Below are 13,514 nucleotides of genomic sequence, written 5' to 3' on the forward strand. Positions count from 1 at the left end.
TCCAAACGGCAAACCTTGGAGCCTCACCCATGAATATCGCCACACCAAAGCTTACGCCTGTCGTCACGACCGGTCCGCTTCCCGCCTCCACCAAAGTTTTCAAATCCGGTGTCGTCCACGCGGATATCCGGGTGCCGATGCGTGAGATCGCGCTGCATCCGACCTCCGGCGAGCCGCCGGTCACCGTCTACGATTCCTCCGGCCCCTACACCGATCCGGCCCATGCGGTCTCGATCGAAGCCGGCCTGCCGCGGCTGCGCGAAAGCTGGATCAGGGCGCGCGGCGATGTCGAATCCTATGAAGGCCGCGTCGTGAAACCGGAGGACAACGGGTTTGTCACCGGCGATCGCCTGACGCCGGAATTCCCGGTCCGCAACACGCCCCTGAAGGCGAAAGACGGCAGGGCCGTTACCCAGCTTGCCTATGCGCGCGCCGGCATCGTCACGGCGGAAATGGAGTTCATCGCCATCCGCGAAAATCTCGGCCGGCAGGCGGCCAAGGAAGCTCTCATCCGTGACGGCGAGAGCTTCGGAGCGCATATTCCGGATTTCGTGACCCCTGAATTCGTTCGCCGCGAAGTCGCGGAAGGACGGGCGATAATCCCCTCCAACATCAACCACCCCGAAAGCGAGCCGATGATCATCGGCCGGAATTTCCTGGTGAAGATCAACGCCAATATCGGTAACTCCGCCGTCACTTCCTCCATGGCGGAGGAGGTCGAAAAGATGGTCTGGTCGATCCGCTGGGGTGCGGATACGGTCATGGACCTGTCCACCGGCCGGAACATCCACAATATCCGCGAATGGATCATTCGCAATTCGCCGGTGCCGATCGGCACGGTGCCGCTCTACCAGGCGCTCGAAAAGGTGAACGGCATCGCCGAAGACCTGACCTGGGAGGTCTATCGCGACACGTTGATCGAGCAGGCTGAACAGGGCGTCGATTATTTCACCATCCACGCGGGCGTCAGGCTTCCCTACATCCCGCTCACCGTCAATCGCGTCACCGGCATCGTCTCGCGCGGCGGCTCGATCATGGCAAAGTGGTGTCTGCATCACCACAAGGAGAGCTTCCTCTACGAGCATTTCGAGGAAATCTGCGATATCTGCCGGGCCTATGACGTGTCCTTCTCGCTCGGCGATGGCCTGCGTCCCGGCTCGATCGCTGATGCCAACGACGCGGCGCAGTTTGCGGAGCTGGAGACGCTCGGCGAACTCACCAAGATCGCCTGGGCGAAGGATTGCCAGGTGATGATCGAAGGCCCCGGTCATGTGCCGATGCACAAGATCAAGGAAAACATGGACAAGCAGCTCAAGGTTTGCGGCGAGGCGCCGTTCTACACGCTCGGGCCGCTGACGACCGATATCGCTCCCGGCTACGACCACATCACCTCAGGGATCGGGGCAGCGATGATCGGCTGGTTCGGCACGGCGATGCTCTGCTACGTGACGCCGAAGGAACATCTCGGCCTGCCGGACCGCAACGACGTCAAGGTCGGCGTCATCACCTACAAGATCGCCGCGCATGCGGCCGATCTCGCCAAGGGCCATCCGGCAGCCCGGGTTCGCGACGACGCGCTTTCCCGCGCCCGTTTCGAGTTCCGGTGGGAGGACCAGTTCAACCTGTCGCTCGATCCGGAAACGGCGCGCTCCTTCCATGACGAGACCTTGCCGAAGGAAGCGCACAAGGTGGCGCATTTCTGCTCCATGTGCGGCCCGAAGTTCTGCTCGATGCGGATTTCGCATGATATCCGGGCTGAGGCGCAGAAGGAGGGACTGGAAGCCATGGCCGCCAAATACCGCGACGGCGGCGATCTCTACATGCCGGTGGGGAAGGAGTGAGCATGATCCCATGCCCTTCGACGTTGGGCCAGTTCACGTCGAGGCCGGTTCACCCTCCTCTGCCCTGCCGGGCATCTCCCCCTCAAGGGGGAGATCGAAGGAGGCATGCTCAGCGATCCCTTTCCAATCGTGAAGGGCAGGAAGCCGGCGGGGAGCAGAATTCAGCAATCTTGCGGCAATCTCAAGGCTTTGACTGGGTTAGGGCCTCGCTTCCAGCCGATCTCCCCCCTTGAGGGGGAGATGTCCGGCAGGACAGAGGGGGTATGGCGGGGCACGCCCCACAATGCTGCCTTTCCATGTTTGTCCCGGGGACAATTCATCGCCGCCGCTCAGCATCTCCAATGACTTGACCGCGTCATCATCCCCACCCTCCGCATCCATGCCTACAATCCTCCCGCTTCCGTCGCCGGAGTGTTTCGCGAGACGTTCGCGGGCAGGCGGGAGCCGGCGCTTCCATTGGACCCGTAACGTGCGGGAAAGGTGGAAGAGGTGAAAGCCATGGAGGAGAGCGGGCCATCAACCCGATCGCTTCCTATCAAGCCTCCCCCGGGCAGCCATGTCCGGTTCGGTATAGCCGTGCAAGTGGCAAGGTTTCCCGAAAGGAGACCGCAAATGAAGCCACGCAGCGAGGCGAGATGATCACCTGTAGGGGCAGGACACCCCGAAAGAACGCCGAAGGCCACGCGAATGCGGAGCCACACATACAAAATCAAATGAGGTTCCGCATTCGTGTGGGCTCTCCAAAACACGGGCAGGAGCTGTCGCGTGAAGGCGAGCGCGCGTCACTTCGGAGGATATCTGTGCTCCTCGCCGCGGAAATCGCTGACCGAATAGCAGCCGCCTTCCGTGCGTACCGCACTTTTGCCGATCATCGCCTTGCCATGACCGCCCGGAATATCCAGGACATAGGTCGGCTGGCACAGCCCGGAAACATTTCCGCGCAGCGCCGCAACGATCTTCTGCCCATCGGCGATATCCAGCCGGAAATGGCTGGTGCCGGGCGCAAGATCCGGATGATGCAGATAATAGGGTTTGACCCGGGTTTCGACAAAAGCCTTCATCAGGTCGCCGAGCACGACCGGATCATCGTTGATGCCCTTGAGCAGCACCGTCTGGCTGACCATGGGAATGCCTGCATCGATCAACCGCGCGCACGCGGCGCGGGCGGTATCGCTCAGTTCGCGGGGATGGTTGGCGTGAAGCGCCACATAGATCACCTTGCCGCTTTCCTTCAGGGCGGCGATCATCGCCTCGTCCACGCGGTCCGGCTCGACCACCGGAACCCGCGTATGGAAGCGGACGATCTTCACATGCGGGATATCAGCAAGCCCCTGCATGATTACCGAAAGCCGCCGCGGCGAAAGGACCAGCGGATCTCCGCCGGTGAGAATCACTTCCCAGATCTCGGAATGTGCGCGGATATAGGCGAGCGCCGCCGACAGCTCTGCTGGCGCCAGCGTGCCGTCGCCCTGCGGACCGACCATTTCGCGGCGAAAACAGAAGCGGCAATAGACCGGGCAGATATGCACGGCCTTCAACAGCACGCGGTCCGGATAACGATGGACGATGCCCTTTACCGGACTGTGCGCCTGATCGCCGATGGGGTCGGCGCGTTCTTCCGGCGTCGCCAGCAACTCGGCCGGATCGGGCACGAATTGCCGGGCGACAGGATCCTGCCGGTCGGTACGGTCGATGAGCGAAACCACGGTCGGCGTCAGGGCTATGGCGTAACGGTCCGCGACGGCGCGAATGGCTGGGAGTTTTCCCGGTTCGATCAGTCCGGCGGATGCCAGCTCATCGGTAGTCTTCAATGAACGCGTCGCGGTCATCCAAACACCTCCGCGACCGGCGCCCACATGACCTGCTCAATGCGCGTGGCACCCGTGGCCAGCATGGCGAGCCGGTCGAAGCCGAGCGCCGCGCCGCTTGCCGCCGGCATGATCGAAAGCGCGTCGAGAAAATCCTCGTCGAGCGGGTAGCGCTCCCCGTAGATGCGGGCTTTTTCCGCCATCTCGTGTTCGAAGCGGCGGCGCTGCTCGCCGGCGTCCGTCAATTCCCCGAAAGCATTCGCCAGTTCGACCCCGCAGGCGTAAAGCTCGAACCGTTCAGCCACACGCGGATCACGCGCCGAAGGCCTTGCCAGCGCTGCCTCGGAAACCGGGTATTCGCAGAGAATGGTTGCCCGGCCTTGCCCGAGATTGGGCTCGATCTTCTCCACGAGCACCTTGCTGAAAAGATCGGCCCAGGTATCGTCCTCCGAGAACCGTATGCCGGCTTGTTTCAGACCCGTTGCAAGAAGATCGCGGTTCGTGTCGCCGCTCGCCGCAACGGATGCAAGCAAATCGGTGCTGGCAAAGCGGTGGAAGGCTTCGGCGAGCGTCAGGCGTTCCGGCTCCGCAAAGGGATCAATTTCCATCTGACGGAAAACAAAACGCTTGGTCTTCGCGGTCTCGGCCGCCAGTGCCAGCATATGCGCACAGTCGTCCATGAGCTGCTCGTAGCTTTCGCCGACGCGATACCACTCGAGCATGGTGAATTCGGGATGATGCAGCGGTCCGCGCTCCCGGTTGCGATAGACATGCGCAAAGGTGAAGATACGGCGCTCACCGGCAGCCAGCAGCTTCTTTGCCGCAAATTCGGGGGAGGTGTGCAGGTAGAGAGGTGCCCTCTTGCCATCAATCGCGATGGCCTCCGTCGCGAAAGCATGCAAATGGGTCTCGTTACCAGGAGAGACCTGCAAAGCGGCCGTGTCCACCTCGACGAAGTCGCGCTTGCCGAAGAAGCCGCGCAAGGCGGTCTGCACCGCGTTGCGGCCCATGAGGAAGGGCCGGCGGTCCTTGTGGCTTTCCGGCGTCCACCAGGGCGTCCGGGATGTGGCAGGTCTGGGCGCGTTCATTTATGGCTTTCTTTGCCGGTTCTCCGCGGCGAGGCTTCCACTTTGCGCTATTTTAGGGTAGTTCCCGCGCGGAAAACAGACGATCCGTCCTTCAGGCCGGTTATCGCCCGGTCCTCTACGACGCATTTCCGGCAGTGACAAGCCGCCAGGCTATATAAGGATTATCATGGTCAAGATCATCGCTTCTTCGGTCCGCAAGGGCAACGTCCTCGAAGTCGACGGCAAACTCTATGTCGTTCTCACCGCCGAGAACTTCCACCCCGGCAAAGGCACGCCGGTCACCCAGGTCAATATGCGCCGTATCGTCGATGGCGTTAAGGTATCGGAGCGCTGGCGGACCACCGAGCAGGTGGAGCGCGCCTTTGTCGAGGACGTGAATTTCCAGTATCTCTACGAAGACGGCGAAGGCTTCCACTTCATGAACCCGGAGACCTACGACCAGGTGGTGGTCGACGTCGAGACGATGGGCGACCAGAAGGCCTATCTCCAGGAAGGCATGACCTGCATTCTTTCCATGCATGAGGGCGTTGCGCTGGCTCTTCAGCTACCGCGCCACGTCACGCTAGAGATCGTCGAAACGGAACCGGTCGTGAAGGGCCAGACGGCCTCCTCTTCTTACAAGCCGGCGATCCTCTCGAACGGGGTTCGGACAATGGTTCCGCCACATATCGACGCCGGCACCCGGGTCGTCATCGCCACGGAAGACAATTCCTACGTCGAGCGTGCCAAGAACTGATCGTCCCCGGCCTGTCGGTCCATGATAAAAAACCTCCGAAGCCAGGGCTTCGGAGGTTTTTCTTTGTCAGGTTGTCGAGTGAGCTTATTTGGTTACGACGACAGAGGCCACCTTGGTGTCGGCCGCGCCAAAGGCGTAACCGCCGCCGATCGCGACGTTGAGCGCGACGTAGTCCTGCGCCACTTGCTGCACGGCCTGGGCAAGGTTTGCCTGGGCGGTCGAAACCTGACGCTGTGCGTCGAGAACGTCGAGCAGCGACGAAGCGCCGTCGCGGTAGCTTGCGGTCGCAAGCTGCAGCGCCTCCTGATAGGACTTCACCGTCGCCTGCAGGGCATCCACGGTGCGGCGATCGCGGGCAACGGCGGCGAGCGCGTTTTCCACCTCCTCGACGGCGTCCAGAACGCTCTGCTTCCAGTTGAGATAGGCCTCGCGTGCGGTCGATTCCGCGAGCTTCACGTTGCCCTTGAGGCGTCCGCCGTCAAAGATCGGCAGGCTGAGTTGCGGCCCGAAGGACCACGTCAGCGAGCGGGTGTCCAAGGCGCCGGCAATGGCATTGTAACGCGGCGAAATGGAACCGCCGAGCGTGATCGCCGGATAAAGCTGCGCTTCGGCAACGCCGATTTCCGCCACTGCGGATGCCAACTGACGCTCCGTCGCACGAATATCCGGGCGATTGCGGATCAGGTCGGCCGGAATGCCAGCCTTAACGTTGAACCGGGGAACCGGCTGACGAGCGCCTCTCTGCAGCTCCGGCACCAGCGACGAAGCCGGCTGGCCGAGAAGGGTCGCAATGCGATGGGCTGCGGTGCGGAACTGGGTCTCGAGGCCCGGAATTTCGGCCAGGGTGGAGTTCACAAGGCCTTCCGATTGAACGACGTCCAGACGGGAAGCGGCGCCCGCTTCCAGCTGAAGCTTCGTGAGGTCCAGCGTTTCGCGCCGCGAGCCCAGGTTCTGCCGGGCGATCGCGATCCGCTCCTGGTAATAACGAACGTCGATATAGGCCGCTGCGACCTGCGACAGGTAAGTGAGGCGCGCCACGTCCGCAGCGGCATAGGATGCGTCAAGGCTGGCGAGGGCGCTTTCCTTGGATCGGCGATAAAGGCCGAACAGGTCGAGGAACCAGGAGGCATCGGCGCTGCCGCCGCTGACCGTGGTTCTGGCGAACGAGGTTGTTTCGGCCTTGGTGTGCACGCCAGTCGTGGTGCTGGAGGCTGAGAGATCCAACGAGGGAAGGCTGCCTGCGCCGGCAATGGTGACATTCGCCTGTGCGGCGTTGATGCGTTCAAGCGCCTGCAGAATGTCGAGGTTCTGGTTGAGACCCTGCTGGACATAACCGTTCAGACGGCTGTCGTTGAAGGCCTTCCACCAAGCGACTTGAGAGACATCCCCGTTACTGGTTGCCTTGGCTTCGGCGAACTTACCCGGCAGGGCAATCTCCGGCGCGGTGTGGTCGGGACCGACAACGCAGCCCGAGAGCAACAGCAGAGTGAGAGGAGCAACAATACGAATGGATAACATTTTTCTGTCCCAGTGCCCTACAACGGCGAAAGTCGACTTTTTAAGCCGCTTCCGATTTATCCGCCAGAAACGAATCCCATCATTCCTGGCGGCATTACACGTCGAATATGTTAACGAACGTAATCTCTATCCTACCTTTTTTCACGGTTTGATAACCGTCTAACGGCAACAAAGAAGGACGGAACGAAGAAAATTCCGAGGAGTGTTGCAGAAAGCATACCACCCAGCACCCCGATACCGATCGCATTCTGGGCTGCAGAACCCGCTCCAGTGGCGATTGCAAGCGGCACGACGCCAAGGATAAAAGCGAGTGAGGTCATGACGATCGGCCTCAGGCGCAGCCTTGCCGCTTCGAGCGTGGCATCCAGGAGGCTCATGCCGCCTCCTTGCCGTTCCTTGGCAAATTCCACGATCAGGATGGCGTTCTTTGCCGCCAGGCCGATGGTGGTCAGGAGACCGACCTTGAAATAGACGTCGTTGGACTGGCCAAAGACATAGGCGGCCGTCAGAGCCCCGAGGACGCCGACCGGAACCGCCAGAATGACCGAGAACGGCACCGACCAGCTCTCATAAAGGGCTGCAAGGCAGAGGAAAACGATCAATACGGAGAGCGCGTAAAGCATCGGCGCTTGCGAACCCGAAAGCCTTTCCTGATAGGAGATGCCCTGCCAGGCCACCGTGTAGCCGCCCGACAGTTCCGCCGTTAACCGTTCTATTTCGTCCATCGCCTGACCGGTGCTGACACCCGGGCCAGCCGCACCATCGAGCGAAATGGCGCTCGTGCCGTTGAAGCGGGCCAGTTGCGGCGAACCGGTGACCCATTCGACGGTGCTGAACGACGAGAAGGGAACCATCTCGCCTGCATTGTTGCGTGCGTACCAGTGCTTCAGGTCGTCCGGCTGCATGCGGTAGGGCGAGTCGCCCTGCACATAGACCGGCTTCAACTCGTTGTTCAGGGTGAAGTCGTTGACGTCGCGTCCAGCGAAGATCGTTGCCAGCATCGAGTTCACCGAAGCGAGATCGACGCCCATGGCTCCCAGTTTTTCCTGGTCTAGCAGGATCTTCATCTGGGTTTCCGAACGCTGGCTATTGCTGCGCAACGAGCTGATATTGGGGTTGCCGGTGCCGGTCTGGATGAGTTGCTGCGAAGCTTGCGTCAAGGCGTCGTTGCCGTTGTTGCCGCTGTCCACGAGATACATGGAGAACCCGCTCGACGTTCCAAGCCCCTGGATCGCCGGCGGCAGCAGTGCAAACACCTGGGCGTCGCGCAGGGTGAAGAAGTAACCGCTGGCGCGCTGCACGATCGCCGCGGCGGATTGTTCCGGCTTCGTGCGTTCCGCGAAATCCTTCAGCTTGGTAAAGACGATGGCATTGTTCTGCCCGCTGCCGCTGAAGCTGAAGCCGAGGACACCAAATACGGCGTCCACATTGTCCTTTTCCTTTTCCTGGAAATAGGCCTCCACCTTCTTCACGACCTCGTCCGTGCGCGTGGTCGTCGCGCCGTTCGGAGTCTGAATAATCGTCAGCAACACGCCCTGATCTTCCTGCGGAAGAAACGAGCTCGGCAAACGGGTGAAAAGCCAGGCGCAGCCCGCAATGACCAGAACAAAAACCACAAGCACCCTGAGCGGTCTCTTCAGCAGATAGCCGATCGTGCCGACGTAGCCGGAGGTCGTGCGCTCGAAACCGCGGTTGAACCAGGCGCCGATGCCGCGACGCTTCTTGTGATGGTCGATCGGCTTCAGCATCGTGGCGCATAGTGCCGGCGTCAGCACGATGGCCACCAGCGCTGAAAGCAGCATGGCGGATACGATGGTAACCGAGAACTGGCGATAGATGATGCCGGTTGATCCGCCGAAAAAGGCCATCGGAATGAAAACGGCGGTGAGCACGAGCGCAATGCCGATGATGGCGCCAGTGATCTCTCCCATGGATTTTTCCGTTGCCTCCAGCGGCCCCAACCCCTCTTCGTCCATGATGCGCTCGACGTTTTCCACCACGACGATCGCGTCATCCACCAGAAGGCCGATCGCCAGTACCATCGCGAACATGGTCAGCGTATTGATCGAATAGCCGGCAACCGCCAGAATCCCAAAGGCTCCGAGCAGAACCACCGGTACTGCAATCATCGGAATGAACGTTGCCCTGAGGTTTTGAAGGAATATCAGAAGCACCACGAAAACGAGGATGATCGCCTCGATCAGAGTATGGACGACCTTTTCGATTGAAAGCTCAACAAAAGGCGTAGTGTCGTAGGGATAGGTGATCTCGACACCTTCCGGAAGGGTTGGCGCCAGCTTGGCCAGCTCAGCTTTCACGCGATCGGCGGTATCCAGCGCATTGGCGCCCGTGGCAAGATTGACGGCAAAACCGGTGGAGGGAAGACCGTTCTGGCGCGATTCGCCACCATAGCTTTCCTGGCCGATTTCGGCGCGGGCGACATCGCTCAACCGAACTGTGGCGCCGTCCTGTTCGACCTTGAGGATGATCCGTTCGAACTCGTCGACGGTAGTCAACTGGCTTTGAGCCGTCATGGTGAGGGTAAGCTGCTGGCCTTTCTCGGCAGGCAGGCCGCCAAGTGCGCCGACCGAAACCTGGGTATTCTGCGCCTGGATCGCCGCCGTGACATCGGCCGCCGTCAACTGGTATTTCTGCAGCTTGAACGGATCCAGCCAGATCCGCATGGCGTAGCCGGAGCCGAAGATATTGATACTGCCGACGCCTTCCAGGCGCTTGACGGAGTCTTCGATCTGGGTGGAGAAGACGTCGCCAAGGTCGACGGAATTACGTTTCCCATCCGTGGAGACGAGCGCGCCGACCATCAGGATGCTGGATGTAGAGCGCGCAACCTCGATACCGGCCTGTTGCACGACATCGGGCAATTGCGATTGAACAAGCTGCAGCTTGTTCTGCACCTGAACCTGCGCGATGTCGGGAAGGACGCTGTTGCCGAAGGTGAGGGTGATCGTCGCTCTGCCCGTGCTCGAGGCCGAACTCATATATGTGAGGTCGTCGAGGCCGGTCATGCCGTCTTCAATAATCGTCGTCACCGACTTCTCAACCGTTTCGGCACTCGCGCCGTTATAGCTCGCCGTGATTTGAACAGTGGTCGGAGCGATCTCGGGATATTGCGAGATCGACAGCGTTGCAATTGCAAGCGCGCCCCCAAGCATGATGACGATCGCGATGACCCAGGCGAAAACCGGTCGCCGGATGAAGAACTTTGCCATTCAGATTATCCTTGCGGCGTTAAGCGCTGTCTCTGCTGGTTCGGTCAAGGCTTGGCAGCCTCGGTTTTCGGGGTCTCGATGACGAGGCCTCGATCGTCCAGCTGCGCCTCGACCGGCTGAACCGGCGCATCGTCTGCAATCCATTGAAAACCGTCCACGATCAGCCGGTCTCCATCGGCAATTCCTTCCGTTACCAGCCAATTGCTGCCGGAAACGACGCTGATGGGGAACATGCGGGTCTCGACCTTGTTATCGGCGGTGACGAATTTGGCCGACAGCTCGCCGCGGGCATTGCGGGTGGCGGCGCGTTGCGGGATCAGGTAGCCGGTTTCCTCGCCCATGGTGACGGTTGCGCGGACATACATGCCAGGCAGGATGATATTGTCGGGATTTTCGAAAACGGCGCGGATCTGATAGGTGCCCGTCGTTTCGCTCACGGCCATGTCCGACATGTCGAGTTTGCCGGTCCGCGCATAATCCGTTCCGTCCTCAAGCCTCAGGCGTATGTCGGCCTTGCGCGGATCGCCGCTCAGCCGGCCGGATGCCATGGCGGCGCGCAATTCCAAAAGATTGGTGCTCGAGTCGATAAGATCGATATAGATGGGATCAAGACGGCGCAGCGTCGTCAGCGCCGTTGTCTGGTTGGCGGTGACGATATTGCCGACGCTGACGTTCGAGATCGACGTGACGCCATCGAAGGGCGCACGAATCTTGGTGAGGTCGAGGTCGATCTCGGCGGCTTGAAGGGCTGCCTTGGCCTGTTCGACATCCGCCTGTGCCTGCAGCAGCGTGACCCGTGCATTCTCGAATTCGATCTGGGTGGCGCCGCTGTTGACCAGCCGTTCGTAGCGGGTGAGATTTGCCTGCGCGGCCGGAATGCTGACCTCCGCCTTGGAGAGCGTCGCACGCGCCTGCGCAACGGTTGCCGAGTAGGTATTGTCTTCGATCTGATAGAGGACGTCGCCGGCCTTGACCTCGTTGCCCTCCTTGAACGCGATCTCCTTGATCGCTCCGGTGACGCGGGGACGGATATCCGCCGTCTGATAGGCAACAGCCCGCCCCGGCAGGACGGTTGTGATAGGCTGCTGCGATTTCTTCAGAGCGACGATGCTGACCGGCTGAGGCGGACGCTGAGGCGCGCCCCCTGCCGCCCCGTTCGCCGTCTGCTCACTCGAATCGCTGCAGGCCGCCAGGGTGATGGCGAGAAACAGAGGAAGGATCAATTTACGTCCGGTCATGGCGTCCATCCAGGGCAAACATCAGAGATGACCCACGGCAGAAACGACCGGGGGCGCAGGGCTCGAAAAGGTAACTCGTCTTTACGAATCGGAACAGAGGCCGACGGCCGAGTGATACCGCGGCTTGCGAATTGCCAAGTGACGTAATTGAAGAATCGTCACTTAGCAAGAGGATTTTGCAATGCAGCATTCACAAGTTTGACGAGGCCTGCACAACGATCCTGAAGTTCGGCCTCATCTTCACCCGCCAGAAAAACGGGGTGTAGTACGCTCAGGAATGCCGCCGCGACATGCCGGCCGGTCGTTTGATAATCGGCACAATAATACACGCCATCCTCCACCCCTTGACGAACCAGATCGCAAAACAGCGCGTCGATGAGTTCCTTGTAGTGCCGGCCGCTCGGCAGGTCCGTTTCCGACATCAAAACTATGATCTCAAGGAAGAACGGGTTCTTCCTGATATCCTCAAGATGCGCTTCCATAAGGTTGCAGACGACGGTAGCCAGTCTTTCCGGGGCGGGTGCAGGCCGGTCGAGCGTCTTGAACCTGCCGATCATCCGGGTGATGTGGCGATCGCAGATCGCGTCGACCAAGGTCGCCTTGGACTGGAAATGCTTGAAGATGTTGGCGGGCGACATGTGCAGGGCCTGGGCGATGTCGGCGATCGAAGACTTGGCGATGCCGCGCTCCCGAAAGAGCGTCTCGGCCATGTTGAGAATATCCTCTCGGGTTTCCTCAGCCCTGCGCCTCGGTTTGCGCACTCTCACCTCTTCAAGCCTTGCCAAATCCGGACGCTCTCTCTCTACAGGGTGAAATAGGGCTTCAGATTCTCGCGGATGCGGTCCAGCACGCTTGCGCCGGACGTATCGGCGACGAAGGTCTTGCCCGTGATCCTCTCGTAGGCACCACGGTATACCTTTGCCGTTTCCTCGACCAGTTCCAGGGGAATGGACGGGATCTCGTCCTTATACGGGTCGCAGCGTTCGACCACCCAGGCGCGGATGAAATCCTTGTCGAAGCTCTGCGGCCTCGTGCCGTTGCGCAAGGCATCCTCATAGGTGTCCGCGATCCAGTAGCGACTGCTGTCGGGCGTATGGATTTCGTCCGCCAGTATGATCTTGCCGTCCTGATCGGCGCCGAACTCATACTTGGTATCGACCAGGATCAGGCCACGCGCTTGAGCCAGCTGCTGGCCGCGCGCAAAAAGAGCAAGCGCGTAGCCGGACACGGTTTCCCACTGTTCCGCCGTCAGAAGCCCGTTCCCGACTATATCCGCCGGCGTCAGCGGCTCGTCGTGGCCTCCGTCGAACGCCTTGCTGGTTGGCGTGATCACCGGCTGCGGCAGGATTTCGTTGTCCCGCAGCCCCTCTGGAAGGTTCAACCCGTATACGTTCCGCTCACCCTTCTTATAAAGGGTCAGGAGGGAGGTCCCCGTCGTGCCTGCGAGATATCCCCGCACGACGATCTCGACCGGCAATATATCAAGCCGCCTGCTGATCACGACATTCGGATCCGGATAGGCCAGCACGTGATTGGGGCATATGTCCCCGGTCGCTTCGAACCAGTAGCGCGCGGTCTGGGTAAGCACATGGCCCTTGTCGGGTATGCTGGTCAGGATGCGGTCGAAGGCGCTCAGCCGGTCGGTCGCGATGATGATGCGGCGACCGTCGCTCAGATCGTAGTTTTCGCGCACCTTGCCACGATAATAGTTCGGCAGTTCGGGAATGAAGGCTTCGGGAAGAACGCGCACCTGGATAGCTTTCTGCAGAGTTGGGGGGAATGGCCCTGCTATCGCATGGTTTGCCGCGGCAGCACAAGAATGTGCTTGTGGGCGGCGGGGGTTTGTGGAAACCCGGGCGGAGGGGCTCAGGTCGACTGGTTAACAATGGTTAACGCGGAAAAACCAAAAATTTTTGTAAATTACGTAATTGTATCAATGAATTGTTCGATTTTTCGATTTTTCCAAATCAAGCCTGTTGACTTGTTTGTGGGCATGGATTTATAACCCCGCTCACTGACGAGGGCGGCGGCGCTGCTGGCGACGACGACTTTCGT

Annotated in this window: 9 protein-coding genes; 2 read left to right on the plus strand and 7 right to left on the minus strand. The window is 60.4% G+C overall.

Annotated elements, in window-relative coordinates; genetic code table 11:
• The first annotated feature begins 29 nt into the window (after positions 1-29).
• A complete protein-coding gene (gene thiC / locus EDE05_RS15930) occupies positions 30-1,841 on the plus strand; it encodes a phosphomethylpyrimidine synthase ThiC (RefSeq protein WP_132411187.1) in 1,812 nt (603 codons plus the stop codon).
• Positions 1,842-2,623: 782 nt separating this feature from the next.
• Here thiC and EDE05_RS15940 read toward each other — a convergent pair.
• Positions 2,624-3,670: a lysine-2,3-aminomutase-like protein gene (locus EDE05_RS15940; RefSeq protein WP_132411191.1), complete on the minus strand. Its 1,047-nt coding sequence runs from the start codon at positions 3,668-3,670 to the stop codon at positions 2,624-2,626.
• On the minus strand, positions 3,667-4,737 hold the full coding sequence (gene epmA / locus EDE05_RS15945) for an EF-P lysine aminoacylase EpmA (RefSeq protein ID WP_132411193.1): 1,071 nt from the start codon (positions 4,735-4,737) through the stop codon (positions 3,667-3,669). Before epmA ends, EDE05_RS15940 begins: the two co-directional genes overlap by 4 nt.
• A gap of 166 nt (positions 4,738-4,903) precedes the next feature.
• Here epmA and efp point away from each other — a divergent pair, with 166 nt between their 5' ends.
• Positions 4,904-5,473, plus strand: coding sequence for an elongation factor P (gene efp / locus EDE05_RS15950; protein WP_105372082.1), 570 nt, complete (start codon positions 4,904-4,906; stop codon positions 5,471-5,473).
• 84 nt (positions 5,474-5,557) lie between these two features.
• Here efp and EDE05_RS15955 read toward each other — a convergent pair whose 3' ends face one another.
• From EDE05_RS15955 to EDE05_RS15975, 5 genes are all read right to left on the minus strand, one after another.
• Positions 5,558-6,991 carry an efflux transporter outer membrane subunit gene (locus EDE05_RS15955; protein ID WP_132411195.1) on the minus strand — a complete coding sequence of 478 codons (1,434 nt, stop codon included), beginning with the start codon at positions 6,989-6,991 and terminating at the stop codon, positions 5,558-5,560.
• A gap of 131 nt (positions 6,992-7,122) precedes the next feature.
• On the minus strand, positions 7,123-10,221 hold the full coding sequence (locus EDE05_RS15960) for an efflux RND transporter permease subunit (RefSeq protein WP_132411197.1): 3,099 nt from the start codon (positions 10,219-10,221) through the stop codon (positions 7,123-7,125).
• Positions 10,222-10,265: 44 nt separating this feature from the next.
• Complete coding sequence (locus EDE05_RS15965; protein ID WP_132411199.1) at positions 10,266-11,459, minus strand: efflux RND transporter periplasmic adaptor subunit; 1,194 nt, start codon at positions 11,457-11,459, stop codon at positions 10,266-10,268.
• 158 nt (positions 11,460-11,617) lie between these two features.
• The gene (locus tag EDE05_RS15970) at positions 11,618-12,169 is read right to left on the minus strand and encodes a TetR/AcrR family transcriptional regulator (protein WP_105372078.1); all 552 of its coding nucleotides are present in this window, start codon (positions 12,167-12,169) and stop codon (positions 11,618-11,620) included.
• A gap of 92 nt (positions 12,170-12,261) precedes the next feature.
• A complete protein-coding gene (locus EDE05_RS15975; RefSeq protein WP_132411201.1) occupies positions 12,262-13,209 on the minus strand; it encodes a phosphoribosylaminoimidazolesuccinocarboxamide synthase in 948 nt (315 codons plus the stop codon).
• Between the last annotated feature and the right edge of the window lie 305 nt (positions 13,210-13,514).

This window comes from Neorhizobium sp. R1-B, from assembly GCF_004368875.1.
Lineage (GTDB): Bacteria > Pseudomonadota > Alphaproteobacteria > Rhizobiales > Rhizobiaceae > Neorhizobium > Neorhizobium huautlense.

What these genes read in the sequence shown, in the direction of transcription:
- EDE05_RS15965 (WP_132411199.1), bottom strand. Translation starts at nt 11,459, where the DNA reads ATGACCGGACGTAAATTGATCCTTCCTCTGTTTCTCGCCATCACCCTG.
- EDE05_RS15960 (WP_132411197.1), bottom strand. Translation starts at nt 10,221, where the DNA reads ATGGCAAAGTTCTTCATCCGGCGACCGGTTTTCGCCTGGGTCATCGCG.
- thiC (WP_132411187.1), top strand. Translation starts at nt 30, where the DNA reads ATGAATATCGCCACACCAAAGCTTACGCCTGTCGTCACGACCGGTCCG.
- EDE05_RS15970 (WP_105372078.1), bottom strand. Translation starts at nt 12,169, where the DNA reads ATGGCCGAGACGCTCTTTCGGGAGCGCGGCATCGCCAAGTCTTCGATC.
- EDE05_RS15955 (WP_132411195.1), bottom strand. Translation starts at nt 6,991, where the DNA reads ATGTTATCCATTCGTATTGTTGCTCCTCTCACTCTGCTGTTGCTCTCG.
- efp (WP_105372082.1), top strand. Translation starts at nt 4,904, where the DNA reads ATGGTCAAGATCATCGCTTCTTCGGTCCGCAAGGGCAACGTCCTCGAA.
- EDE05_RS15940 (WP_132411191.1), bottom strand. Translation starts at nt 3,670, where the DNA reads ATGACCGCGACGCGTTCATTGAAGACTACCGATGAGCTGGCATCCGCC.
- epmA (WP_132411193.1), bottom strand. Translation starts at nt 4,737, where the DNA reads ATGAACGCGCCCAGACCTGCCACATCCCGGACGCCCTGGTGGACGCCG.